Here is a 26,098-nt window from a genome sequence, read left to right on the forward strand (position 1 = left end):
TATAGCCAGGTCCCGTGGATGAACGAGCAGCATTGGCTCACTTGAGAAAGACGGTTCAGTGAGCGAAATCAGAGCATTCATGTTGATGCTTGCCATCGGCAACGTCACCTACGCCATCTTGATGGCTGGTTATTACCGGGCGGGCAGCCCCGAGGCTTCCATGAAGGTCTGGACCTGGGCCAAGCTTGTCGAAGGCCTCGCGTTCTTCGCCTTCTGGTTGCGCCCGGAAGTCCCTCCGGTGCTCGGGACCTTTCTGTCGAACGGGCTCCTCATCGCCGCCGCGGTAGGGGAGACGCTCGCCTACTGCATGTTCCTCGGCTACCGCTGGGAGCGCGGCCTGCTGGCGCTTGCGATCGCGGGCGAACTGCTGCTCGCAGGCGCGATCGTCGCCGGCGTGCCCGGGTCCGGCATGGCGGTGCTGATGTCCCTGCTCATCGCCTCCATCGCGGGGCTGAATGCCCTCATCATGATCGGCACCGGACCGCGCTTTTCGCTCCTGCGCTGCATCATCGGGGCGCCGAACCTGCTGATCGCGCTGGCCTTCTACTGGCGCGCCTGGGTTGCCTTCACGGGCGGCACGCCGACCGTGTTCACGCCGAGCCCCGCGCAGACGATGATCTACGTCGGCGCCTATTTCCTGCTCATCGTGAACGGCTTCGGCTTTCTCCTGCTGTGCAAGCAGAAGGACGAACAGCGCCTGCGCGAATTGGCGACGACCGACAGCCTCACCGGACTGGCCAACCGCTATGCCTTCCTCGGCGAAGCCGAGCGCGCGCATTCGCTGGCCCGGCGCTTGCGCCAGCCGGTCAGCCTGATGATGGTGGACATCGACCACTTCAAGAAGCTCAACGACCGCTATGGGCACGCTGTCGGCGACGCCGCGCTGCGGGTGTTTGCGCAGGCGGCGCAGTCGCGCCTGCGGGCGCACGACGTGCTGGGACGGCTGGGCGGCGAGGAGTTCGCCGTGCTGATGCCGGCCACCGGCCTGCACGATGCGCTGGAAGTGGCGGAACGCCTGCGCGTGGCGGTGGCGGCGGCGGCGCTGGATGCCGGCGGCGAGCCGTATGGGATGACGGTCAGTATCGGCGTGGCTGAACTGGCGCCGGACGAAGCGGTGAGCGCGGCGCTGCAACGCGCGGACAAGGCGCTGTATGCCGCCAAGCGCCAGGGCCGTAACCGGGTCGAGGCAGGTGCTTCAGATATTACATTGATACCGAATATGGTATTGCATACGCGAGAAATATGATTGGATCAGCATCGCACTTTGGCCTAGCATTGTGGCACAACAATACCGGAGACAACGTGATGATCATCGCTCGCAGGACCCTCCTGGGTGCCGCCGCCGCATGCGTACTGGGCGCCGCCATTCCCGCCCACGCCGCCAGACCGCTCACCATCGGCTTTTCGCAAGTCGGCGCCGAAAGCGAATGGCGCACCGCCAACACCGCCTCGATCAAGAGCGCCGCCAAGCAGGCCGGCGTCAACCTGAAGTTCGCCGACGCCCAGCAGCGCCAGGAAAACCAGGTCAAGGCCATTCGTTCCTTCATCGCCCAGCGCGTCGACGTGATCGCGTTCTCGCCGGTCGTGGAAAGCGGCTGGGATACCGTGCTGCGCGAAGCGAAGGCGGCAAAGATCCCCGTCATCCTGACCGACCGCGCCGTCAAGGTCAGCGATCCGTCGCTGTACGTCAGCTTCATCGGTTCCGACTTCGTGGAAGAGGGCCGCCGCGCCGCGCGCTGGCTTAGCGAGCACCAGAAGAAGAACCCGAACCGCAGCTACAACATCGTCGAGCTGCAGGGCACCGTCGGCTCGGCGCCGGCCATCGACCGCAAGGCGGGCTTCGCGGAAGTCATCAACGGCAACCCGAAGCTGAAGATCATCCGCTCGCAGACCGGCGACTTCACCCGCGCCAAGGGCAAGGAGGTGATGGAAGCCTTCCTGAAATCCGAGGGCAAGAACATCAACGTGCTGTACGCGCACAACGACGACATGGCGATCGGCGCGATCCAGGCCATCGAGGAAGCGGGCTTCAAGCCGGGCAAGGACATCCTGGTGGTGTCGATCGACGGCGTGCGCGGCGCCTTCGAGGCCATGTTGCAGGGCAAGCTCAACGTCACCGTCGAGTGCAATCCGCTGCTCGGGCCGCAGCTGATCCAGACCGCGCAGCTGGTCAAAGCGGGCAAGCCGGTGCCGAAGAGGATCGTCGTGAACGAGGGTGTGTTCCCAGCTGAAGTCGCGGCCAGGGAATTCCCGAACCGTCAGTACTGAGGCGGCCATGCTCGCCTCGACCACCATGGCGCCGGTCCTGGAAGTGACCGGCATCCACAAGCAATTCCCGGGCGTGAAGGCGCTGCTCGACGCAGGACTGCGCCTGTTCCCGGGCGAAGTGCACACGCTGATGGGCCAGAACGGCGCCGGCAAGTCGACCCTCATCAAGGTCCTCACCGGCGTCTACCAGCCCGAGCGCGGCCGTATCAATCTCGATGGCCGCGCCATCTCGCCCGCCTCCACGCAGGATGCGCAGGAACTCGGCATCAGCACGGTGTACCAGGAAGTGAACCTGTGCCCGAATCTGTCGGTGGCCGAGAACATCTTCATCGGGCGCTATCCGCGCCGCTTCGGGATGATCGACTGGAGGGGCATGCGCCGCCAGGCCGCCGAGCTCCTGGAGCGCCTGCAGATCCGCATCGACGTCGGCCAGCCGCTGTCGATGTATCCGCTCGCCATCCAGCAGATGGTGGCGATCGCGCGGGCGCTGAACATATCAAGCAAGGTCCTGATCCTGGACGAACCCACGTCCAGCCTGGACGAGAACGAAGTGCAGTTGCTGTTCTCGGTGCTGCGTTCGCTGCGCGAGCAGGGCATGGCGATCCTGTTCGTCACCCACTTCCTCGACCAGACCTATGCGATCTCGGACCGCATCACCGTGATGCGCAACGGCGAGCGCGAAGGCGAGTACCTGTGCAGCGAGCTGTCGCGCCTGGCGCTGGTCAACAAGATGATCGGCGCGCCTGCGGAAGCGGCGGAGCAGGCATCGGAACAACGCGGTAGCGCGTGCGCGCAGGAAGGCGGGCATAAGGAGACCTTCCTGCGCACCAGGGCGCTGGCGCGCAAGGGCGTGCTGAACCCGGTCGATCTCGAGATCCGCCAGGGCGAGCTGCTCGGCCTGGCCGGCCTGCTCGGCTCCGGCCGCACCGAGACCGCGCGCCTGCTGTTCGGCGCGGACAAGGCCGACAGCGGCGCCATCGAGGTCGGCGGGCGCAGCCGCAGCTTCGCCACGCCGCGCGACGCTATCCAACAGGGCATCGGCTTCTGCTCCGAAGACCGCAAGCACGAGGGCGCGATCCTGGCCCTGTCCGTGCGCGAGAACCTGATCCTGGCGCTGCAGGCGCGCCAGGGGCTGCTGCGCGCTATCCCGATGCGGCGCCAGCAGGAGCTCGCCACCCACTATGTGAAACAACTGGGGATCAAGACCGCCAGCATCGAGACGCCGATCGGCACGCTTTCGGGCGGCAACCAGCAGAAGGTGCTGCTGGCGCGCTGGCTGGCCACCGACCCGAAACTGATGATCCTCGACGAACCCACGCGCGGCATCGACGTGCGCGCCAAGCAGGAAATCATGGACTACGTTACCACCCTGTGCCGCAAGGGCATGGCCATCCTGTTCATCTCGTCGGAGCTGCCCGAGGTGCTGCGCGTGAGCGACCGCATCGTCGTCATGCGCGACCGCAAGGCCTGCGGCGAGTACCGCCGCGGCGAGCTCGACGACAGTTCGGTGCTGCACGTGATCGCCGGGGAGGGCGCGGCATGAACGTCGCCGTAGAGAAGAAAACGAGGGAAGCAGTGCTCGCCCCCGCCAAGCCGGCCCGCGCCTCGGTCTTCCAGCATCCGCTGTTCCGCCCCCTGGCGGCCCTGGCGCTGCTGCTGCTGATCGACTTCCTCCTGATACCCGGCTTCTTCCGGCTGGAGATCAAGGACGGCCACCTGTACGGCAGCCTGGTCGACATCGTCAACCGCGCCGCGCCACTGATGCTGGCCGCGATCGGCATGACCCTCGTCATCGCCACGCGCGGCATCGACATCTCGGTCGGCGCCGTGGTGGCGCTGTCCGGCACGGTCGCCTCGATGCTGGTCGGCGGCACCATGGTGATCAACAACGGCGTGCCGGAATACGTGGCGCAGACGCCGATGCTGCTGGCGATGGCGGCGGCGCTTGGCGCCGCGCTGCTGTGCGGGCTGTGGAACGGCGCGCTGGTGGCGGGCCTGGGCCTGCAGCCGATCGTCGCCACCCTGATCCTGATGGTGGCCGGGCGCGGCCTGGCCCAGTTGCTCACCGACGGCCAGATCGTCACCGTGTACTACCAGCCCTTCTTCTTCCTGGGCAGCGGCTACCTCTTTGGGCTGCCGTTCGCGCTGTTCGTGGTGGTGGCGGTGTTTGCGGTGACCAGCCTGCTGCTGCGGCACACGGCGCTCGGCCTGTTCATCCAGGCTGTCGGGGTGAATCCTGTCGCGGCGCGCCTGGCCGGCATCCGCACCGCGGCCCTGGTCGTCTTCGTGTACGTGTTCAGCGCGACCTGCGCCGGCATGGCCGGCCTGATGATCAGCTCCAACGTCAAGAGCGCGGACGCCAACAACGCCGGCTTGCTGCTGGAGCTGGACGCCATCCTGGCGGTGACGCTGGGTGGCACCTCGCTCCTGGGGGGGAAGTTCTCGCTCCTGGGCAGCATCATCGGGGCGCTCATCATCCAGACGCTCACCTATACCATCTATTCGCTGGGCGTGCCGCCCGAGGTCAACATGGTCGTCAAGTCGGTCGTGGTCTTCCTGGTCTGCATTTCGCAGTCCGACCAGTTCAAGAGCCTGTGGAAGAGGAGGGCGGCATGAAGAACCTGGTCACGAACATGAGCGCCGCGCCGTGGTTCACCTCGGCGGCGACCGTGGTCCTGCTGGTGGCGATGCTGCTGGCCGGCGGCCAGGCCTACGAAGGCTTCCTGTCGCTGCAGGTGATGCTCAACCTCCTGATCGACAATGCCTTCCTGCTGGTGATCGCCATCGGCATGGGCTTCGTGATCCTCTCCGGCGGCATCGACCTGTCGGTGGGCGCGGTGCTGGCGCTGGCGACGATGGTCGCGGCCTGGCTGCTGCAGGTGGCGGGCTGGCCGCCGCTGGCGGTGATCGCGGCCGTGCTGCTGGGCGGCGCCGCGTTCGGCGGCGCGATGGGAGCGATCATCCACTTCTTCCGGCTGCAGCCCTTCATCGTGACCCTGGCCGGCATGTTCCTGGCGCGCGGCCTGTGCTACCTGATCAGCATCGAGTCGATCACCATCGAGGATCCGCTGTTCGTGGCGATGTCGCAGACCCAGTTGCCGTTCTTCGGCGGTTTCCTGTCGCCGGGCGCCTTGATCGCCATCGGCATGCTGGCGCTGGCGGTGTGGATGGCGCATTACTCGTCCTTCGGACGCGCGGTGTACGCCGTCGGCGGCAACGAGCAGTCGGCCGCGATGATGGGGTTGGCGGTCGGCCGCACCAAGGTCCTGGTCTACGCCTTCAGCGGCTTGTGCGCGGCGCTGGCGGGCGTGCTGTTCTCGTTCTATATGCTGTCGGGCTATGGCCTGCATGCGCAGGGCACCGAACTCGACGCCATCGCGGCGGTGGTCATCGGCGGCACGCTGCTTACCGGCGGCTATGGCTACGTGCTGGGCGCGCTGTCGGGCGTGCTGGTGCTCGGCACCATCCAGACCCTGATCGCCTTCGACGGCACCCTCAGCTCGTGGTGGACCAAGATCGTCATCGGCGCGCTGCTGTTCGTGTTCTGCGTGGTGCAGCGCCTGATGGGCTTCCGCCAGAAGCAAAACTAATAATTACTATAGGATTTATAAGGAGACATGATGATCAAACCTTGCGTACTTGCTGTCGGCCTCGCCGTTTCCGCCCTGGCCCAGGCGTCCAACCCCATCGTCAAGGACATCTTCACCGCCGACCCGGCGGCGCTGGTCGACAATGGCCGCGTGTACGTCTATGTCGGCAAGGACGAGGCGCCAGTCGGCGGCAAGGACTACGTGATGAACGAGTGGCGCGTCTATTCCAGCTGCGACATGAAGAAGTGGACGGATCACGGCTCGCCGCTGCGCTACAGCACCTTCAAGTGGGCTGGCCGCGATGCCTGGGCCTCGGACATCGTCAAGCGCAACGGCAAGTACTACTTTTACTCGACGGTGGACCACGCGACCATTCCGGGCAAGGCCATCGGCGTGGCCGTATCAAGCAGCCCGACCGGCCCGTTCGTGGACGCGCGCGGCACCGCGCTCGTCACCAACGACATGACCAAGGAAACCAGCATCCTGTGGGACGACATCGACCCCGCCGTCTTCATCGACGACGACGGCCAGGCCTATCTGTACTGGGGGAACACGGTCATGAAGTATGCCAAGCTGAAACCCAACATGATCGAGATCGACGGCCCGATCCACACCGTTGGCCTGGACAACTTCGTTGAAGCGGCCTATCTGCACAAGCACAAGGGCACCTATTACCTCACGTACTCGCGCCACTTCCCGGAAGAGACGGTCTACATGACCGGCCCGACGGCCACCGGCCCCTGGTCCTTCGGCGGCGTGATCATGGAGAAGAACAGCAACGTCAACACCATCCACCAGGCCATCGTCGAGTTCAACGGCAAGTCCTACATTTTCTATCACAACGGCAAGCTGCCGACCGGCGGCGAATTCCGCCGTTCGGTCGCGGTGGAAGAACTGCGCTATACGCCGGACGGCAAGATCCTGCCGGTGCCCCAGACCGCCGAGGGGCCGGCGGCGAACCCTTCCCCAGGCTGCAAGTGATAATCATGCGGCGGTATTTCGGTCGAAGTGATATCGAGAATGATATTATTTTCTGATGGATACGACGAACCCGAACTGGTTTTTGAAGGCGCGCCTCAAGACGCGCCAGCTGCTCCTGCTGATCGCGCTGGACGACTACCGCAACATCCACCGCGCGGCCGACGAACTCCACATGACGCAGCCGGCCGCCTCCAAGCAGATCAAGGACCTGGAGGAGATGCTGGACGTGCGCCTGTTCGAGCGCCTGCCGCGCGGGATGGAGCCGACCATCTATGGCGAGACCATGATCCGCCACGCGCGCATGGCGCTCACCAGCCTGGCGCTGGCGCACGACGACATGCTGGCGCTGAAGGCCGGCCTGGCGGGGCAGGTGGAGGTGGGCGTCATCATGTCGCCGGCGATGGCCCTGCTGCCGCGCGCGATCGCGCGCATCAAGGAGCAGGCGCCGCTGCTGCGCATCGGCGTGCACCTCGAGCCCAGCAACGTCCTGCTCGACAGGCTCCAGCACGGCACGCTCGACTTCATGATCGGCCGTATCCTGGAGAAGGAGGATTCGACCGGCCTGGTATATGAGGAGCTGACCGAGGAACCGGCCTGCGTCGTGGTGCGCCCCGGCCATGCGCTGCTGGAGAAGAGGGACCTGGCGCTGGAGGACATCGCCGACCGGCCGTGGATCCTGCCGCCGCCGGGCAGCATCATGCGCCACCGCTTCGACATGATGTTCCGCCGCGCCGGCCTGGAGCCGCCCAGGAACGTGGTCGACACCACCGCGCTGCTGCTGGTGACCGCGCTGCTGCAGCAGACCGATTCGCTGCACGTGATGCCGCAGGAAGTGGCGCAGTACTACGCTTCGCTGAACGTGATGCGCATCCTGCCGATCGAGCTGCCCTGCAAGATGGACGCCTTCGGCATCATCCGCCAGCAGGATCACCTGCTGTCGCCGGGGGCCGATCTGCTGCTCAAGCAGGTACGCCTGGCGGCTGCCGAGATTTACTGATCATTCCAATCAGAAATTTGAATGGATGGGCGGCGCGTTTTGCCCTAGCATGGGACCATACGCCGGCCGTCGCCGGCATTCCTTGAGGCCGACCCGCCATGGATACCCCAGTGAAGGACGCCGCAGCAAGCGAGGCTGCAACAAGCGAGGCAGCAATGAGCGAAGCCGCAGCGAGCGGCGCCGCAATGGAAGGCGGCGCCATGCACACGCTGTCGGCGCTGAGCCATCCGCTGCGGGTGCCGCTCGCGGCCGAACTGCATTCGCGTCCCTTCCTGCGCCTGGACGCGCCGGAGGCCATCACCCACCTTGCCGTCTGGCGCGGCGACCAGCATGCATTGCTCGCACACCTGTGCGCCCACTTCGGGGTAGCCGCGCCGGGCGCGGGAAGCAACCACTTCTTCCATGACTTCGGGCGCTTCCGCCTCAAGTGGGAGTGCCATACCGAATTCGCGTCCTATACCTTCACCGCGCGCCTGGCAGAGGAAACGGCGCTCGCGCACGCCTTCGACCATGTCCCGCTGCGCCATGTTCCGTCGGCCTGGCTGCGCGGCCTGGACGGCCGGCTGATGGCGGCGGCGCACGTGGTGCTGGTCGACGGCGGGCTCGACGCCGGCGCGCTGCCGGGGCTGTTCGAACGCAGCCTGCTGGCCGGCTCGCGGGTGATGCAGGGCGCGGAGCTGTGGAGCGACTTCGCGATCCAGGCCGACGGCTTCAGCCGCTTCGTGATCCGCGATACCGGCATGCGCCACCTGCAGGCGGGGCGGCTGGTGCAGCGCGTGCTGGAGATCGAGACCTACCGCATGATGGCGCTACTGGGCCTGCCCGCCGCGCGCAACGTGGGCGCGGAGCTGGACCGCATCGAGGCCGAACTGGCCGAGGTGGCGGGCGCGATGGTGGCGCTGGACGACGCCGGCGGGGGCGAAGGCGCCGAAGCCCGCGGCGAGCAGCGCCTGCTCGAACGCATCACGCGCCTGGCCGCGAGGATGGACAAGCTGGCGCTCGACAACGGCTACCGCTTCGGCGCCTCGACCGCCTACTTCCGCATCGTGCGCGCCCGCATCGACGAGCTGCGCGAGCAGCGCATCGAGGGCACGCCCACGGTCGAGGAATTCATGGACCGGCGCCTCGCCCCTGCCATGAACACCTGCGAGGCTGTCGCCGTCCGCCAGGAGGCGCTGGGCCGGCGCATTTCCGCCACCAACGACCTGCTGCGCACCCGCGTCGGCATCGTGCAGGAGCGCCAGAACCGCCAGATCCTGCAATCCCTGAATGCGCGCGCCGCGCAACAGCTGCGCCTGCAGATGGCGGTCGAAGGCCTGTCGGTGGCGGCGATCTCGTACTACCTGGTCGGCCTGCTCGGGTATGCCGGCAAGGCGGGCAAGGCGCTCGGTTTGCCGCTCGATCCCGACCTGGTGCTCGGCATCCTGGTGCCGGTAGTGGCCGCCGCCGTGTGGCTGGGGCAGCGCCGTATGCACAAGAAACTCCGTGCCCCGCATTGAATTGTAACGGGCGCGGCCCATCCAAATTGCTCGTTATAATCGCCCGATTACAAAAAGTTGGCGGCCAGAAAATAAACGCGCGGCGACGGGTGTCCCATACCCGCGACCGTTGGCTGCACGGAATCGAATTGGGCAATCCTGATGAGCATCGAAAGCAGTCTCCCTCCCGTGCCGGATGGCGGCGTGACGCTGCCCTGCCTGGCGCAGCCCGACCACAATCGCGACCGTCCCTGGCCCGTTTTCCCGTCGGTCAAACCGGATAACTGGCCGGAAGGCATGCAGGCCATCGCCGACCTGATCGTCGCCTCCCACTTCCCCATGTTCATTGCATGGGGACCCGAGTTGCGGCTTTTTTACAACGATGCGTATGCAGAGTTGCTCGGCGACAAGCATCCTGCCGCAATGGGACAACCTTATCCGCTGGTGCGGCCCGAGCTGTGGCCCCAGCTCCAGCCCTACGTGCTGGACGCGATGGCCGGGCAGTCCGCCCATTTCGAGAACATGCAGATGCACATCCAGCGCAACGGGCGGCTGGAGCGTCGCTATTTCTCCGCCTCGGTCACGCCGGTGCACCACAACGGCGATGTCATCGGCATCTATTTCGTGCTCTCCGACACGACGTCGCGCGTGCTGGCCGAGCACCGCCATGCCTTCCACCTGAAGCTCAGCGACACCTTGCGCGGCCTGGCGGACGCGGTGCACATCATGGAAGCCGCCAGCTGCCTGACCGGGGAATTCCTGAACGTCGGCCGGGTCGGCTACGGCGAGGTGGACCTGGGCGAGCGCACCATCAGCGTGGACCGCGACTGGACCGACGGCAGCATCGCCAGCCTGGCGGGCGAGTCCCGCCCGCTCGACAGCTTCGGCCCCGCCATCATCGAGCAGCTGCGCCGCGGCCGGACGCTGCGCCTGGACGACATCGCCGTCGACGAGCGCACCGCGCCGTACGCCGCGGGCTACGCCAGCATCGGCGCGCGCGCGATGGTGATCGTGCCGCTGATCGTGGAGGGACGCATGGCGGCGATCTTCTACCTGCACGAGCAGCAGCCGCGCCACTGGACCGACCAGGAAGTGGCGCTGGCCGAGGACGTGGCGCGCCACACGCGCGAAGTGGTGCGGCGCGCGCGCGTGGAGGAATCGCTGCGCGACGAGAAGCGCGTGCTGGAGATGGTATATCGCACCGGCCAGGCGCTGGCCTCGACCCTCGACCTGGAAACGCTGCTGCAGGCGATCACCGACGCCGGCACCGAGCTGGCCGGCGCGCGCTTCGGCGCGTTCTTCTACAGCGGACAGGACGAGCACGGCGAGCGGCTGCAGCTGTATACGCTGTCCGGGGTCCCGCGCGAGGCGATGGACGGGCTCGGCAAGCCGCGCGCCACCGAGATCCTGCGTCCGACGTTCAACGGCGAGGCAACGGTGCGCAGCAGCGACATCACGCGCGATCCGCGCTATGCGTCGCTGGGCGAGGGCGGCGGCATGCCGCCTGGCCACCTCGAGGTGCGCAGCTACCTGGCGGTGCCGGTGATCTCGCGTTCCGGCGAGGTGCTGGGCGGGCTGATCTTCGGCCACCCGGACGCCGGCGTGTTCACCGAGCGCACCGAACGCATCATTGCCGGCGTGGCGGCGCAGGCCGCCATTGCCATGGACAATGCGCGCTTGTACGAGGTGGCGCAGAAGTCGGCACGCGAGCGCGACGCGCTGCTGCAGAGCGAGCGCGCGGCACGCGTGCAGGCTGAACGCCTGAGCCATACGAAGGACGAGTTCCTGGCGATGCTGGCGCACGAGCTGCGCAACCCGCTGGCGCCGATCAGCAGCTCGGCAAGCCTGTTGTCGATGCAGTTCAAGGACGAACCGCGCATCCGCCAGACCAGCACCATCATCAGCCGCCAGGTGCGCCACATGAGCCGCCTGATCGACGATCTGCTCGACGTTTCGCGCGTCACGCGCGGGCTCGTCAAGCTCAAGCTCGGCGTGGTGGACTTCCGCGACATCGTTACCGGCGCGCTCGACCAGGCACGCCCGCTCATCGCCGAGAAGGGGCACGACGTGCAGGTGGACCTGCCGCCCGAGCCGGTGTACGTGCGCGGCGACCAGACCCGCCTCGTGCAGAGCGTGGCCAACATCCTGAACAACGCCGCCAAGTACACCCAGAAGGGCGGCAGGATCGCGCTGGCGCTGGACCCCGGCCAAGGCGGGGGCAGCACCACCCTGTGCGTGCGCGACAACGGCTCGGGCATGCCGCCGGAACTGGTGCCGAGCGTGTTCGACCTGTTCACGCAGGGCGCCCGCACGCTGGCGCGTTCGCAGGGCGGCCTGGGACTGGGGCTGACGCTGGTCAAGCGGCTGGTCGAGCTGCACGAGGGCGAGGTCAGCGCCCACAGCGACGGCGTGGGACTGGGCAGCAGCTTCACCGTGAAGCTCCCGCGCGCGGCGGCCGGCGCCGGCGTGGACGGCCACCCCGGCAGCCCGGCGCTGGACGTGCACGCCGCGGTGCTGGAGCGTCCCCTGAGCCTGGTCCTGGTCGACGACAACGCCGATGCGGCGGACAGCCTATCCACGCTGCTCACGGTGCAGGGCTACCGCACGGCGGTCGAGTACGATGCGCGCTCGGCCTTGCGCCGCGCCCGCGCCGAGCGGCCCGACGCCATGCTGGTCGACATCGGCCTGCCCGACATCGACGGCTACCAGCTGGCGCAGCAACTGCGCGCCATGCCGGAGACCAGCAACACCGTGCTGGTGGCGATCACCGGCTACGGCCAGCCGAAGGACCGCGAGCGCGCCATCGAAGCGGGCTTTGCGCACCACCTGGTCAAGCCGGTGGACATGACGGCGCTGGTGCGCATCCTGGAATCGGTGGGCGCCGCCGCGGCGCGCGCCGGGCAGCCTGCCTGACAGCGGTTTGCGAGGGCGGTTATCATGGGCATCCAGCCCATGAAAGGATCAGCATGCCCTCTTCTGTCATCCCTGCACCCGCCATGCCATCGGTGGCGGTGGCAGGTTCCAGCGAACGCTTCCCGATCCGGCGCGTGTTCTGCGTCGGCCGCAACTACGGCGCCCATGCGCGCGAGATGGGGAGCGACCCGGACCGCGAACCGCCGTTCTTCTTCACCAAGCCGGCCGACGCCGTCGTGCCGGCCGAAGGCAGCGTGCCGTACCCGCCGGCGACAAGCGACCTGCACCACGAAGTGGAGCTGGTCGTGGCGCTCGGCGCCGGCGGCGCGAACGTCCCGCCTGCCGACGCGCTGGACCTGGTGTGGGGCTATGGCGTGGGCCTGGACCTGACCCGGCGCGACTTGCAGGCCGTCGCCAAGGACGCGGGCCGGCCGTGGGACATGGCGAAGGGCTTCGACGCCTCGGCGCCGTGCAGCCCGCTGGTCCCGGCAGCCCGGATCGGCCATCCGCAGGACGCGCGCATCTGGCTCGAGGTGAACGGCGAAGCGCGCCAGCAGGGCAAGCTGAACGAGATGATCTGGGCGATCCCGGATGTGATCGGCTACCTGTCGCGCTTCGTGACGCTGGCGGCGGGAGACCTGATCTATACGGGCACGCCGGCCGGCGTGGCGGCGCTGCAGCCGGGCGATCGTGTGCGCGGTGGCGTCGACGGGGTGGCGTCGTTCGAGCTCACCATCGGCCGCTGAATATCCACGCTACGCATTCATCGCGCCGCCAGCAAGGCTTCCATCTGCGCCTGCAAGGCCGCGCGCGCCGCATCGATCTGCGCCCCGTTCGTCTTGCCCGACAACGCCGCCCTGTCCTTGCGCCCCAAAAAGTACGCCACACGCTCCGCATTCGCTCCCGACGGATGCGGCAGAGCGTGCAGGATGCGCTCGGGCCGGATCACGCCTTGCGCGGCCAGCCAGTCCAGCGCGTCGCCGACGCTGCCGCCCATCGGCACGTACAGCGCCTCCGGCAGCAGCTTGGCTTCTTCCGCGAACCAGCGCAGGACCTGGTCGCGCAGAAAAGCCTTGCGCGTCATCGGCGGCGAGCCGCTGTAGTTTTTTCCGTCGACGAAGATCGGGTGCCGCAGCACGGCGCTGACCTGCACCAGGCCGGCGTCCTCCCCGAACAACGAGGCGCAACTGGCGATTCCGAGCCAGCGCTGCACGCCGATCGCGTCGAGCAGGGCGATGAAGTTCGGACGGATCGCACCGCTGAAGGCGCCGGTGAGCCGGGCCGCCCGCAGCACCTCTTCGTCGGCGGCGCCGGCCGCCAGCTGGCGCTGCGCTTCGCGCATCGCATTCTTCCATTGCACGAAACCGGGCGTGATGCCGACCGCCACCACGCGCGCCTGCGGGTACACCGATTCGAAGGGAATGTAGTGGGCGCTGTAGCGGCCCTCGCGGCCCAGCAGGAACTGCTCGGGAATCCCGGCCGGGGTGGCGACCTGCGCCAGGTCGAGGCCGCGGATCGCATCCCGGTAATGGCTGAAGAGCACTTCTGGCATCGCTGCTTGGCTGGCGTGAAAACCCCATGGTAAGCGGTCAGCGCCGCGCACGCCAGCAGCGCATGCCCAGGCGAAAAAGCTGGTAGGCTATCCTCATCAAAAGCGGCCGCCACGACGACCGCACGGCGCCATGGATGGGCGCCAGGAAAGGGGAGGCTGCCATGGCCGAGGTTGCGTTCATTACGGTGCACGGAATGGGGGAAACCCCTGTGACTTATGCCGACGGGCTGATGGAGCGGTTGCGCGGCCGGCTCGGTGCGCTGGCCGGGCGGGTGGTGATGCGCTCGGTGTACTACCAGAAGATCCTGCAGGACAACCAGGCCATCGTCTGGGACCGCACGCAGAAAGGCAGCCAGGTGCGCTACGCCGACCTGCGCAAGTTCGTCCTCTACGGTTTCGGCGATGCCGCCGGGCTGGAAAACCGCAAGGAAATCCCTGGATCGGTCTACGAACTGGCGCAGGGCGAGATCGCGAAGACCTTGCTGTCGGCGCATGCGGTGCGGCCTGCCATGCCGGTGGTGTTCGTGGCGCAGTCGCTCGGCTGCCAGGTATTGTCGAGCTATATCTACGATGCGCAGAAGGCCCGGGCAGGACTGCCGGTGAGCGCCGGCATCTGGCGCAACATCGACGCCTGGGCGATGATGAGCCTGGGACGCGCGCTCACCGCCAGCGAAAAGACCTTCCTTGGCGCCGGCACCTGCGCTGGGCTGGTGACGACCGGCTGCAACATTCCGGTGTTCGTGGCCGCGCACAAGGAGATGCACATCATCCCGATCGCCCCGCCGACCACGCTCTTCAAGTGGGTGAATTTCTACGACCCGGACGACGTGCTGGGCTGGCCCCTGCAGCCGCTATCGGAGGGCTACCGCAAGCTGGTCGAGGACCGCGCCATCAATGCGGGCGGCGGAGTGGCCAACCTGCTGCTGCGCAGCTGGAACCCGTTCGCGCACAACAGCTACTGGGACGACGACAAGGTCGTCGACGCCATCGCCGCCATGCTGCGCCGGCTCGCCGCCTGAGCTGATTGCCCGGTCAGGGGCGTGAGGCCTACTGCATGGCCTTGCCGGCCTTGCGCGCTTCGTCTTCCTGCTGCATGCGGGCGCGGATGCCGCCGTCGATGCCGGTCGCCGCCGGATTGGGCTGGTGCACGCCGCCGCTGGTGGGCGCCATGGGCGGCGCTTTCTCGAACTGGTGCGCATGGGCGACATTGGCCGAGATCCGCTCGGTGAGGTCGGGGGCGATCTTGTGCGACCAGACCCCGGCGCGCGCCTTCCAGCCGACCGGCACTTCCTCGCTCGGGTAGACCGAGGCGCGGATGATTCCTTCCACTACCTTGGCCGGGTCGTCCATCAGCGCCATGCGCGGGCGGTGGCCGGAATAGTTGGCGGCGTTGGAGAAGAAAGGCGTATCGGCGGCCCAGGGCATGACCGTGCTCACCCTGATCCTGTCGCCGACGCCCGCGAGCCGCAGTTCCTCGTTCAGCGCCCGCCCCAGCCCCAGCACGGCCGCCTTGGTCGATGCGTACGAGGCGTGGTAGGCCAGCGGCACCTCGCTTTCCACCGAGCCGATGTTCACCAGGGTGCCGCCGCCCTGCGCCTTGAACTGGCGCAGGGCGATGTGGCTGCCGTAGATGACGCCCTTGACGTTGACGTCCACGATGCGGGCGTGGTCTTCGAGCGGGATGGCCTCGAAGCGGCCGATGCCGCCGACGGCCGCGTTGTTGATCCAGACGTCGATCCGGCCGAAGCGCGCGACCGTCGCCTCGGCGAGCCGGCGCATGTCCTCGGGACGGGCGACGTCGGTCGGCACCACCAGTGCGGTGCCGCCGGCGGCGTTCACGCGCGCGGCCACGTCGTTCAGCAGTTCGGCGCGGCGCGCCGCCAGCACCACGTTGGCGCGCATCGCACCCAGGCGCTCGGCCACGCCGCGCCCGAAGCCGCTGGAGGCGCCGGTGACGACATAGGTCTTGCCGGCCACCGCCGCCTGCTCGGAAGGCGAGAGCGCGGTGGCGCAGCCGCCCAGCAGCAGGGTGAAGGACAAGGCAATGCAGGCCAGGTACGCGCGTGGAACATGCCGGAACAGGTTCATTTCTCGCCTCCAGGTGGTCGGGTCCGTCACATCCTACGATGGACGGCGCCCGGTCCAGCGTACGATTCGGCGTGGAATCAGGCGGACGTCGCCTCCCCCCGTTCGAGCGTAAACAGCGTGCGGATGTCGCCGGCCACGGTCCCGCGCGCATTGCGGATGAGCGGCTGGCGGTACTCTTCCAGCTGCGCCCGGCGCGCGTCGTCGAGCAGGCCGAGCTGATCGAGCACGCCGTACACGGCCGGATGCAGCGCACGGCTGTTGCCGTCCGCAATCTTGATCGCGATGCCGAGGCCGGCCGAACGGATGCCGATCGCCTGCACCGCGTCGGCGCCGATCTTCGCCACCCAGTCGCCGCCGCCGGCCGTCATCCAGGCCAGGTCGGTGCGCGCGGTGCCCGAGACCATGTCCGGATGCGCCGTCATCGCGTCGCACAGGATGCCCATCGCGCCGCCCAGCCGCGGGTCGGCGCTGCCCTGGCCGAGGCGAGCATACAGGTGCGCCAGGGTCGAAAGCGGCAGCGCGTAGTTCGGCGCCGAGCAGCCGTCGAGCCCGACCGGCATGCGCCCGGCCGGCACGCCGGCGACGTCGGCCAGCGCGGCGCGGATCGCCTGCTGCAGCGGATGGGCGCGGTCCACGTAGTTGGCGGTGGGGGCGCCGTGCAGGCGGCACCAGGCGAGGAAGCCGCTGTGCTTGCCCGAGCAGTTGTGGTGCAGCGGCGTCCAGTCGCGGTCCTGCGGCGCCTTCTGGCCGGTGAACTCGTAGAACAGCGGGGTGGCGCAGCCGCATTCGAGGTGCCCCGGGTCGAGGCCGATCTTGTCGAGGATGGCCTGGACCCCGGCCAGGTGCTTGTCTTCGCCCGAGTGGCTGGCGCACAGCAGCGCCACTTCCTCGCGCGTCAAGCCGAAGCGCGACGGGCCGTCGGACAGGATGAAGGGCAGGGCCTGGAAGGGCTTGAGCGCGGAGCGCGTGAAGGTGGGGTAGTGCGGGTCGCCGGCGGAAAACAGCAGGCGTCCCTGGACGTCGACGACCGCCACCGAACCGGCGTGCACGTTCTCGATGACGTTGCCGCTGTCGGGGTAGCCGCGCGTGGTGGCGACGAGGGGAATCGGTTGCATGGGCTGTCGTGTGGGCTGGGCTAAAGCCCTACTTTAAGGCATATGCCTGCCGGTACGACGCACGTTCGGGAGCGCATCCGGGCGCATATGCACCCCGTGCAGATGTGCTGCGTTCACTCGCATATGCACCTCCCGGCTGGTAGCGGTTTTATGCAGTTCGTCGCGTGTTTTCCGCGCTTCGGCGCTTGCTGCTTGAGCCGTCGCGGCGAATCGCTAGACTTCCCTCATCGCCAGACAAACACGACAGACGCTGGCGAGCCTGAATACCGTGGACCGCGCGGCGCGAGCACCAGCCGCACAGGTCCGATCCTTCACTCGACCTGAAAGGAAGTACCGATCATGCGTACCAAACTGCTGCTGGCCGCCGCCGCCTTCGTCACCCTCGGCGCAAGCGCCACCGCCAACGCCGGCCCGGCGACGGACCACCGAACCGCGGGCACCGAGCGCGTCACCGTCGTCGGCGCCCAGCCCAAGCCCGCCATGATGGCGCCGTTCATGTTCGACCGCGTGCAGGGCGACTACGCGCTCGACGACGGCCGTACCCTGACCGTCAGCGGCAAGGGTTCCGGCGCCACCCGCACCCTGTACGCCAACCTCGGCGACGGCCCGGTCGAGCTCGTCCATGTCGGCAAGAACCGCTTCGTCGCCATGAACAAGGATGTCCGCTTCGCGTTCGAAGGCGATCGCAAGATTCCCGACAGCGTCCGCATCAGCACCGGCGCCGGGCGCCAGATCGCGCTAGCCCAGCGCTGATCCGAAACGTCCCGCCTGGTAGTCGGCGATGGCCTGCGCGATTTCCTCGCGGGTGGTCATGACGAAGGGGCCATGCGACACGACCGGTTCGCGGATCGGTTCCGCATGGCCGAACACCACCAGCGCATCCTGCCTGGCATCGTCGCCTGCGCGGATCTCGATGGTGTCGCCGGTCTCGTCGATCTCCAGCAGGTGCATCGCACTGACCTGGTCGGCATGGTTGCCCACGTGGACCAGGCCGCGCACCACGTACAGGAACACGTTGCGGTTCTCGATGCCGCCGAAACGGATGCTTCCGCCAGGCCGTAGCTGTACCGTGCTCATGAACACGCCGGTCAGCGAACGCACCGGCCCCGCCTTGCCTTCCCACTCTCCCGCAACCAGGTTCAGCGTCACCTTGCCACCGTCGACCGGCAGGGCGGGAATCTCCTCGCGCTGCAGGCCGGTGTAGGCCGGCTCGCTCATCTTCAGCCGCGACGGCAGGTTGACCCACAGTTGCAGGATCTCGATCGGGCCGCCCTGCTCGAGGAATTCGCGCGGCGACACCTCGGCATGCACGATCCCGCGCCCGGCCGTCATCCACTGCACGCCGCCGGCGTGGATCACGCTTTCGTGCCCGGCGTTGTCGCGGTGGGCCAGCATGCCCTCCAGGATGAAAGTGACGGTCTCGAAGCCGCGGTGCGGGTGCGGCCCGAAAGGCAGGCCGCGGTTGCGCGGGGGGTAGGTCTGCGGGCCGTGGTGGTTCAGGAACAGGAAGGGATCGATCTGGTCGAGGTGCGGGCCGGGCAGGGGACGCTGCGTGATGAGGTCCCCGATGTCGTCGCGCATCGCGGAATGCAGTCGGTGTACGGATCTGGCGGTCATGGCGGAGGCTCCAGGACAATGCGAATGGCGCCTACGATACCCGAAGGCCGCCACGACGGGGCACACGCCTGTGCTAGACTCTTTGCGCTTTTGCAACCCGGAGACGGCACCCATGATGAAAACAACACTGCTTGCCAGCCTGCTGCTGGCGTCCTTCGCCACCCCAGGCGCAGCCTCGGCTGCGGCAGCGCCGGCTGCTTCCGCGCCGGCTGCTGCTGCATCGGCTGCGCGCGCTTCATCCGCGCCAGCGAACACCGCGCCGAGCGACACCGCCATCAAGACCGCCAAGTACGCGGTCACCACCTACCGCAAGGACGTCATCGACACGCTGGCCAAGCTCGTCAGCTACAACACGGTGGCCGACAAGGACGTCCCGTCCGACCGGAACCCGGTCCACATCGCCTTCAAGGAAGCGCTCAAGCAGGAAGCGCAGCGCCTGGGGCTGGACTACGCCGACCATGGCTGGACCGTGATCATCGGCCTCGGTCAAGGCAGCGAGCGCGTGGGCATCGTCACGCACGGCGACGTGCAGCCGGCCGATCCGAGCAAGTGGAAGAAGTCGCCGTTCGTGCTGGACCGCACCAGCGAGCCGGGCAAGCTGCTGGCGCGCGGCGCCGAGGACGACAAGGGCCCGATCGCCACCGCGCTGTACGCGATGAAGTCGATCCGCGACCGCCAGGTGCCGCTGTCCAAGCGCATCGAGCTGTACATCTACATGGGCGAGGAATCCGACTGGGGCCCGCTGACCGAATTCCTGAAGACCCACGAGCCGCCGCAGGTCAACATCACGCTCGACGCCGAGTATCCGGCGGTGACGGCGGAGAAGGGTTCCGGCACGGTGGCGGTGACGGTGCCGAAGGCCGGCGCCGCCGTCCCGCCCGAGGGCGAGCCGTATGTGGCCGAATTCGGCGGCGGCTACTTCCGCACCCAGATCCCGGAAGACGCCACCGCCCTGATCGCCAACGCCACGGCCGATATCGAGAAGCAGGTGCGCGCGCGCGCCGCGAAGCAGGAGGGCATGCATTACAGCTTCGCATGGCAGGGCAGCAGCCTGGCCATCAAGGCCAAGGGCGTATCGAGCCACTCGTCCAAGCCGGAGCACGGCGTCAACGCGGTCAGCATGCTGGCCGACGCGCTGGCGGTGCGGCCGTGGGCCGATACGGTGGCCGGCGGCGTGGTCAACTTCCTCAACGAGATGGTGGGCACCGGCATTCATGGCGAAAAGTTCGGCAACATCGCCTACCGCGACAGCTTCATGGGGCCGATGACCTTCGCGCCGACCGTCATCAAGCAGGCCGAGGGAGACGGAGGCATCGAGGTGTCGATCAACCTGCGCCGCCCGCAAGGCAAGAGCAGCGAGCAGCTGGCCAACGAAATCAATGCCGCCCTGGCGCAGTGGCAGGGACGCCGCCTGCCGCTGTCGAACATCACGGTGCGCATCGGCGAACCCTGGGTGCAGAAGAACGCGCCGCATCTGCCGACCCTGATGAACGTGTTCTCGTATTTCACGGGCATGAAGAACCCGCAGCCGGTGGCGATCGGCGGCGGCACCAACTCGCGCCTGTTCCCGGGCGCCGTGAGCTTCGGCCCGGCGATGCCGGGCAAGGTCTACACCGGCCACTCGGAACATGAGTTCATCACCGAAAAGCAGCTGCTGCTGAACCTGCAGATGTACACGGCGGTGCTGGTGGAGCTGGCGAAGTAGGCTGCCGGGCCACCCCGACGCGACCCGGCCTCGGCCGGGTTTTTTTTGCGCCGCTTGCGGATGCGGCGGCGGGCGCATCGGCCAGCCTGTGGTTCACCCAATGCTCGTTGTGCTCCAGTCGGGTTATTCGACGGGGACTCCGGCAATGGCTGGCCGCTCGCCCGCAGGCGCTTCGGGCGGTGCGCGCATTGTCGCGCTCATGTCGAGCTGGTAGGTGTCTTACTCGCCAAAATGTGTAAAACCTTCTAATCGTACTGTAGGAGTGTACTTACAAAAGTCCGCTGCCTTCCAGGACCGATTTTGCCTCTCCCTCGGAACGACAGGGCAGGCTTCACCCGGTGTTTTTCCACCGTGCGACTGTTGCGTTGATGGCTGGAAAATGCGCCCGTGCTAGAGGGAAAATGTGGCCCAAGCAGCATGATAGGATCGTTCTTCGATACGCAAGCACACCGGTTCAGCCGGTGATTGCTCGCGCTCATTTGCTTGACCCATTGCCCGACATTTTTTGGATGCCATGCACAGCAAAGATCTCAAGAAGCCGGACGGACGCAATATCACCCTTTACAGCAACCAGCCGATTCCGGACGGTCTTACCGCGCCCAGTCCATTTCCCGATCCCCAGCATGCGAATCCGCACCTGCGCTGGCACCCGCTGCGCGGCGAGTGGGTCACCTACGCCGCTTTCCGCCAGAACCGCACCTACCAGCCGCCGCCGCAGTACAACCCGCTGGCGCCGACCGGCGACCCCGAGCACCCGACCGAGATGCCGGCCGGCGAGTACGAGATCGCGGTGTTCGACAACCGCTTCCCGTCGCTCGCCCTGGAGTCGCATGATCCGCCCTCGGTGACGGTCCCGACCGCGCCAGCCAACGGCCACTGCGAGGTGATCGTGTTCACCCAGGACCCGGAATCCTCGCTGGCCTCGCTGCCGCTGTCGCGCATCGAGCTGCTGCTGCAGGTCTGGGGCGACCGTACCGCGCGCATCGGCGGCCGCCATCACATCCACTACGTGCTGCCATTCGAAAACCGCGGCGCGGAGGTCGGCGTGACCCTGCACCACCCGCATGGCCAGATTTATTGCTACCCGTTCGTGCCGTCGGTGCCCGCGCGGATGCTGGCGCAGGAGCGCGAATATTTCCTGCAGCACGGCACCAGCCTGCTGTGCGACATGGCGCGCGACGAAGCCGCCGACGGCAAGCGCGTGCTGTACCAGGACGAGTATGCGATCGCCTTCGTGCCGGCGTGCGCGCGCTATCCCTACGAGGTGTGGGTGATGCCGACCGCGCCGTGCAAGGATTTCGCGGCGCTCACGCCGCCGCAGCGAGAAGGACTGGCGCGCGCGCTCAAGACCGTCCTGCTCAAGTTCGATGCCTTGTGGAACCGTCCGTTCCCCTACCTGATGGCCTGGTACCAGGCGCCCACCGACGGCGCCGCACATCCCGAGACCCAGCTGCATGCGCAGTTCTATCCGCCGTACCGTACGAAAGACCGCTTGAAGTACCTGGCCGGTACGGAACTGGCGGCTGGCATGTTCGCGATGGACGTGCTGCCCGAAACGACCGCCTACGAACTTCAGCAGGTCGAGGTCAGCCTGGAGGAAAGCGCATGACCGGCGTCCAGCCCGGGGCGCGCCAACCGGGGATGGTCCAGGCCAGGGCGGCGGAGGTCGCGGACAAGCTGGCGTTTCTCCGTGCGCACCTGGCCGCGGCGAGCGCGGGCGCGGTCCGCCTGCGTGGTACCGACTGGTTCGCCTGGATCACGGCGGGCGGCTCGAGCGCCGTGCTGCACACGACCGATGCCGGCGTGGCCGAGGTGCTGGTCACCCCCGAGGAAGCCTGCATCCTGACCGACGCCATCGAAGCGGAACGCCTGCGCGCCGAAGAGATCCCGGACGGCTTCACCTTCCATGCCGAGCCGTGGACCGAGCCGGAACTGCGCGAGCGCTACGTCCTCAATGCCGCCGCCGGCCGCTCGGTCCTGTCGGACCGGCCGGTGGCCGGCACCCAGTACAGCGAACAGCCGCTGCCGAACACGCTGCGCCAGCGCCGCATGGTGCTGGGTGCGAACGAACGCGAGCGTTACCGGGCGCTCGGACGCGAGGCGTCCGAAGCGATGGGCGAGGTACTGCGTCGCGCGCGGCCCGACTGGACCGAGTACCAGCTGGCCGGTGCGGGAGCCGAAGCGCTGTGGCGACGCGGCATCCATCCGGCGCTGGTGCTGGCCGCAGGCGAGCGCCGCTTGGCGGCCTGGCGCCATCCGGTGCCCACGAACGAGCCCATCGGCAGTCGTGCCATGCTGGTGTTCTGCGCGCGCCGCCACGGCCTGTACGCCAACCTGACCCGCTTCGTCTCCTTCGGCCCGGCGCCGCTGGACGAGCAGCGCGCGCTGATGGAGGTCGAGGCGACCGGCCTGGCGGCCGTGGTGCCGGGCAAGTCGCTGTCGGCCGTGTACCACGCGCTCGACGCCGCCTACCGGCACGCCGACCGCGAGGGCGCCATCCGCGAGCACCACCAGGGCGGCATCACCGGCTACCGGGCGCGCGAGATCGTGGCGAGCCCGAGCACCGCGACCCAGCTCGAGGAGGGCATGGCGTTCGCGTTCAACCCGAGCTTCGCGGGACTGAAGATCGAAGACACTTTCCTGCTCGGCCCGGACGGGCTCGAGAATCTCACGTTCGACCCCGGCTGGCCGGCGGCGGACGTACATGGCCGCAAGCGGCCCCTTTGGCTGGAGGCGCAATGACATGGTGAATACCGACACCTTCTTCGGCGGCGCGCCGGAAGTGAACGCGTCGGCCCCCGGGCGCGTCAACCTGCTCGGCGAGCATACCGACTACAACGACGGTTTCATGCTGCCTGTGGCGACGCCGCAGCGCACGCTGGTGGCGATGAGCCGCAGCGGCGACGACCATTTTCACTTCTACTCGCCGACCTTCGACAACACGGTGACCTTCGCGTACGACGGCAGTGCGCCGCAGGGTTACGGCAGCTACATCGAGGGCTGCATCCGGCTGCTGCAGGCCGAGGGCGTGGACGTGCCGCCGCTGCGCGTCTACGTCACGACCAACCTGCCGGTCGGTTCGGGCCTGTCGTCGTCGGCGGCCCTCGAGGTTGCCACGCTGCGGGCCTTGCGCGCGCTGCTCGGCGCCGAACTCGACGACGTGAAGCTGGCCCGTATCGCGCAGCGCGCCGAGATCGAGTATGCGCACGTGAACTGCGGGATCATGGACCAGATGGCGTCCAGCCTGTGCGACGAGAATAACATGCTGTTCATCGATGCGCGCACGCTGGAGCACCGGCTGGTGCAGATGCCCCCCGACACCGAGCTGATCGTGATCGACTCGGGCGTGGCGCGCAAGCTCGCGGCCAGCAAGTACAACGAGCGCCGCGCCGAATGCGAGGAAGCATCGCGCAAGCTCGGCGTGCAGGCGCTGCGCGACGTCGCGGACCCGGCCGCGGTGGAAAGCCTGCCGTCGCCGATGCGCGAACGCGCCCGCCACGTGGTGCACGAAAACCTGCGCGTGCTGGAAGCGGCGCAGGGCGTGAGCGCCGAACGCTTCGGCGAACTGATGAACGCGTCGCACTTCAGCCTGCGCGACGACTACGAGGTGTCGATACCCGAGCTCGATGCGTTGTGCGAGGCGCTGCGCGCCGCGCCCGGCGTGCTCGGCGCGCGCCTGACCGGCGCCGGCTTCGGCGGCGCCTGCGTGGCGCTGTGCAGGAAAGGGCAGGCGCACGAAGCGGCCGCCGCCGCGCTGGCGGCCTACGACAAGAACGGACGACAGGGCCGGATCCTGATTCCGGTTCCGACTGAACAGAAAGGACAACAATGAATCAGTTTGAATACCCCCGTCCCCAACTGGTGCGCGACAATTGGATCAACCTCAACGGCAAATGGCGCTTCTGCTTCGACGACGAGTTGAAATACCACTTGCCGGACCATGGTCCCGAATGGACTCACGAGATCAACGTGCCGTTCGCTGTCGAGACGGAGCTGAGCGGCATCCAGGATACGGGCTTCCATCGCGCCGTCTGGTATGAACGCGAGTTCGAGCTCGCACCCAACGACAAGCGCACCATCCTGCACTTCGGTGCGGTCGACTATTCGGCGCGTGTGTGGGTGAACGGCCGACTGGTGGCGGAGCACGAGGGCGGTCACACGCCGTTCCAGGCCGACATCACCGGTGTCATGCGTCCTGACGGCAAGCAGGTGATTACGGTGTTCGTCGAAGACGACCCGGCCGACCTGGCCAAGCCGCGCGGCAAGCAGGACTGGCTGCTCGAGCCGCACTCGATCTGGTATCCGCGCACCACCGGCATCTGGCAGACCGTCTGGGTCGAGCAGGTGGAAGACACCTATATCGCCTCGCTGCGCTGGACCCCGATCTTCGAGACTTACGAGATCGGCTGCGAAGTCTTTGCCGCCGGCCACACCCAGCAGGAACTGTTTGTCGAGGTCAAGATCTGGCACGGCGAGCAGCTGCTGGCGGACGACTACTACAAGCTGCTTGCCGGCGAGGCGAACCGCAAGATCGCGCTGTCCGACCCCGGCATCGACGACTCGCGCAACGAGATCCTGTGGAGCCCGGAACGGCCGACCCTGCTCGACGCCGAGGTGACGCTGCGCTGCGGCGACCGCGTGCTCGACCGCATCCGCTCCTACACGGCGCTGCGCTCGGTGTCGATCAACCGCGACCGCTTCATGCTCAATGGCCGCCCGTACCAACTGCGCCTGGTGCTCGACCAGGGCTACTGGCCGGAATCCTTCATGACCGCGCCCTCGGACGAGCACCTGAAACGCGACGTCGAACTGGTCAAGCTGATGGGCTTCAACGGCGTGCGCAAGCACCAGAAGATCGAAGACCCGCGCTTCCTGTACTGGGCCGACAAGCTCGGCCTGCTGGTATGGGAAGAAATGCCGTCGGCCTACCGCTTCAGCTCGCGGGCCATCACGCGCATGGTGCGCGAATGGACCGAGGCGATCCAGCGCGACTACAGCCACCCCTGCATCATCGTGTGGGTGGCGTTCAACGAATCGTGGGGCGTGCCAAACCTGACGCTGACGCAGGCGCACCGCAACGCGGTCGAGGCCCTGTACCACCTGACCCGCACGCTCGACTCGACGCGGCCGGTGATCGGCAACGACGGCTGGGAAGCTTCGGCCACTGACATCCTGGGCATCCATGACTACGACTGCGACCCGGAGAAGCTGCAGGCGCGCTACGCCGTGAGCGATCCGGTGCGCACCCTGTTCGACCAGCGGCGCCCGGGCGGCCGCATCCTGACCCTGGACGGCTTCCCGCACCGCGGCCAGCCGATCGTGCTGACCGAGTTCGGCGGCATCGCCTACGACCCGAAGCAGGATCCCGAGGCGGACAAGACGACCTGGGGCTATTCGCGCGCGCATTCGGCCGAAAGCTACCTGTCGCTGTACCGCGAACTCTTGAGGGTGGTGAACGAGACCTTCATGTTCAGCGGTTTCTGCTACACGCAATTCACCGATACCTTCCAGGAAGCGAATGGCCTGCTCAATGCGGACCGGACGCCGAAGCTGCCGCTGGAAGTGATCAGCGCCGCGACGCGCAATGTCACGCTGCAGAAGAGGGATGTCGAAGCGGAAGGGGATGGCATTCCGGGCGGTACGGGCATGCCGTAAGCGCCCGCAGCGTCATCGCCGGCATTGTGCCGTGCGCTGGCGTTATGGACGGGGTACGTCGTGTCCCGTCCATGCCTGGCATGGCGCTGCAGCCGCGTTGCCGCGAGGCGTGTTCGACGAGGTACGGACGCAATGACAG

21 protein-coding genes are annotated in these 26,098 nt (G+C 67.5%); 17 read left to right on the forward strand and 4 right to left on the reverse strand.

The features are described 5' to 3' along the window. The first annotated feature begins 79 nt into the window (after positions 1-79). The 10 genes from ACFFJK_RS01990 to ACFFJK_RS02035 all read left to right on the forward strand — a co-directional run bounded on the left by ACFFJK_RS01990 (position 80) and on the right by ACFFJK_RS02035 (position 12,973). Positions 80-1,246, forward strand: a complete 1,167-nt coding sequence (locus ACFFJK_RS01990) for a GGDEF domain-containing protein (protein ID WP_379677410.1) — start codon at positions 80-82, stop codon at positions 1,244-1,246. A gap of 59 nt (positions 1,247-1,305) precedes the next feature. After that, positions 1,306-2,268, forward strand: coding sequence for an ABC transporter substrate-binding protein (locus ACFFJK_RS01995; protein WP_379677651.1), 963 nt, complete (start codon positions 1,306-1,308; stop codon positions 2,266-2,268). 7 nt (positions 2,269-2,275) lie between these two features. Continuing rightward, a complete protein-coding gene (locus tag ACFFJK_RS02000) occupies positions 2,276-3,811 on the forward strand; it encodes a sugar ABC transporter ATP-binding protein (protein ID WP_379677411.1) in 1,536 nt (511 codons plus the stop codon). Further along, positions 3,808-4,884 (forward strand): ABC transporter permease, encoded by a 1,077-nt coding sequence (locus ACFFJK_RS02005; RefSeq protein ID WP_379677412.1) that lies wholly within the window; start codon positions 3,808-3,810, stop codon positions 4,882-4,884. Before ACFFJK_RS02000 ends, ACFFJK_RS02005 begins: the two co-directional genes overlap by 4 nt. Then, the gene (yjfF, locus tag ACFFJK_RS02010; RefSeq protein ID WP_379677413.1) at positions 4,881-5,858 is read left to right on the forward strand and encodes a galactofuranose ABC transporter, permease protein YjfF; all 978 of its coding nucleotides are present in this window, start codon (positions 4,881-4,883) and stop codon (positions 5,856-5,858) included. Before ACFFJK_RS02005 ends, yjfF begins: the two co-directional genes overlap by 4 nt. A gap of 30 nt (positions 5,859-5,888) precedes the next feature. Continuing rightward, a complete protein-coding gene (locus ACFFJK_RS02015; protein ID WP_379677414.1) occupies positions 5,889-6,839 on the forward strand; it encodes a glycoside hydrolase family 43 protein in 951 nt (316 codons plus the stop codon). Positions 6,840-6,894: 55 nt separating this feature from the next. Beyond that, positions 6,895-7,836 carry a LysR family transcriptional regulator gene (locus ACFFJK_RS02020; RefSeq protein ID WP_379677415.1) on the forward strand — a complete coding sequence of 314 codons (942 nt, stop codon included), beginning with the start codon at positions 6,895-6,897 and terminating at the stop codon, positions 7,834-7,836. A gap of 200 nt (positions 7,837-8,036) precedes the next feature. Continuing rightward, positions 8,037-9,335 (forward strand): DUF3422 family protein, encoded by a 1,299-nt coding sequence (locus ACFFJK_RS02025; RefSeq protein WP_379677652.1) that lies wholly within the window; start codon positions 8,037-8,039, stop codon positions 9,333-9,335. A gap of 141 nt (positions 9,336-9,476) precedes the next feature. Then, positions 9,477-12,227 carry a GAF domain-containing protein gene (locus ACFFJK_RS02030; protein ID WP_379677416.1) on the forward strand — a complete coding sequence of 917 codons (2,751 nt, stop codon included), beginning with the start codon at positions 9,477-9,479 and terminating at the stop codon, positions 12,225-12,227. Positions 12,228-12,280: 53 nt separating this feature from the next. Beyond that, positions 12,281-12,973 carry a fumarylacetoacetate hydrolase family protein gene (locus ACFFJK_RS02035; RefSeq protein ID WP_379677418.1) on the forward strand — a complete coding sequence of 231 codons (693 nt, stop codon included), beginning with the start codon at positions 12,281-12,283 and terminating at the stop codon, positions 12,971-12,973. 17 nt (positions 12,974-12,990) lie between these two features. On the opposite strand, the gene ACFFJK_RS02040 is transcribed toward ACFFJK_RS02035, so the two are convergent. Next, complete coding sequence (locus tag ACFFJK_RS02040) at positions 12,991-13,779, reverse strand: hypothetical protein (protein WP_379677419.1); 789 nt, start codon at positions 13,777-13,779, stop codon at positions 12,991-12,993. 209 nt (positions 13,780-13,988) lie between these two features. On the opposite strand from ACFFJK_RS02040, the gene ACFFJK_RS02045 reads away from it, so the two are divergent. Further along, positions 13,989-14,798 (forward strand): hypothetical protein, encoded by an 810-nt coding sequence (locus ACFFJK_RS02045; protein ID WP_379677420.1) that lies wholly within the window; start codon positions 13,989-13,991, stop codon positions 14,796-14,798. Positions 14,799-14,826: 28 nt separating this feature from the next. Here the strand turns inward: ACFFJK_RS02045 and ACFFJK_RS02050 are convergent, their stop codons facing one another. Further along, positions 14,827-15,867: an SDR family NAD(P)-dependent oxidoreductase gene (locus tag ACFFJK_RS02050; RefSeq protein WP_379677421.1), complete on the reverse strand. Its 1,041-nt coding sequence runs from the start codon at positions 15,865-15,867 to the stop codon at positions 14,827-14,829. 77 nt (positions 15,868-15,944) lie between these two features. Beyond that, on the reverse strand, positions 15,945-16,982 hold the full coding sequence (locus ACFFJK_RS02055) for an asparaginase (RefSeq protein WP_379677422.1): 1,038 nt from the start codon (positions 16,980-16,982) through the stop codon (positions 15,945-15,947). Between the two features lie 339 nt (positions 16,983-17,321). Here ACFFJK_RS02055 and ACFFJK_RS02060 point away from each other — a divergent pair, with 339 nt between their 5' ends. Continuing rightward, positions 17,322-17,735, forward strand: a complete 414-nt coding sequence (locus tag ACFFJK_RS02060; RefSeq protein WP_379677423.1) for a hypothetical protein — start codon at positions 17,322-17,324, stop codon at positions 17,733-17,735. Here the strand turns inward: ACFFJK_RS02060 and ACFFJK_RS02065 are convergent. Then, positions 17,721-18,599, reverse strand: a complete 879-nt coding sequence (locus tag ACFFJK_RS02065; protein WP_379677424.1) for a pirin family protein — start codon at positions 18,597-18,599, stop codon at positions 17,721-17,723. The two genes, ACFFJK_RS02060 and ACFFJK_RS02065, sit on opposite strands and share 15 nt — an antisense overlap. A 112-nt stretch (positions 18,600-18,711) precedes the next feature. Between ACFFJK_RS02065 and ACFFJK_RS02070 the strand changes: the two genes are divergently transcribed. The 5 genes from ACFFJK_RS02070 (at position 18,712) to ACFFJK_RS02090 (ending at position 25,959) form a co-directional block, all read left to right on the forward strand. After that, positions 18,712-20,304 (forward strand): dipeptidase, encoded by a 1,593-nt coding sequence (locus tag ACFFJK_RS02070; RefSeq protein ID WP_379677425.1) that lies wholly within the window; start codon positions 18,712-18,714, stop codon positions 20,302-20,304. A 514-nt stretch (positions 20,305-20,818) separates the two neighbouring features. Continuing rightward, positions 20,819-21,913: a galactose-1-phosphate uridylyltransferase gene (gene galT, locus ACFFJK_RS02075; protein WP_379677426.1), complete on the forward strand. Its 1,095-nt coding sequence runs from the start codon at positions 20,819-20,821 to the stop codon at positions 21,911-21,913. Continuing rightward, positions 21,910-23,046 carry a M24 family metallopeptidase gene (locus ACFFJK_RS02080; protein ID WP_379677427.1) on the forward strand — a complete coding sequence of 379 codons (1,137 nt, stop codon included), beginning with the start codon at positions 21,910-21,912 and terminating at the stop codon, positions 23,044-23,046. Before galT ends, ACFFJK_RS02080 begins: the two co-directional genes overlap by 4 nt. A gap of 1 nt (position 23,047) precedes the next feature. After that, complete coding sequence (gene galK / locus ACFFJK_RS02085; protein WP_379677428.1) at positions 23,048-24,136, forward strand: galactokinase; 1,089 nt, start codon at positions 23,048-23,050, stop codon at positions 24,134-24,136. Further along, a complete protein-coding gene (locus tag ACFFJK_RS02090; protein WP_379677429.1) occupies positions 24,133-25,959 on the forward strand; it encodes a glycoside hydrolase family 2 protein in 1,827 nt (608 codons plus the stop codon). The genes galK and ACFFJK_RS02090 overlap by 4 nt, the downstream gene beginning before the upstream one ends. Positions 25,960-26,098 lie beyond the last annotated feature (139 nt).

Source organism: Massilia consociata, from assembly GCF_042432755.1.
In the GTDB taxonomy this organism is placed as follows: Bacteria; Pseudomonadota; Gammaproteobacteria; order Burkholderiales; family Burkholderiaceae_D; genus Telluria; species Telluria consociata.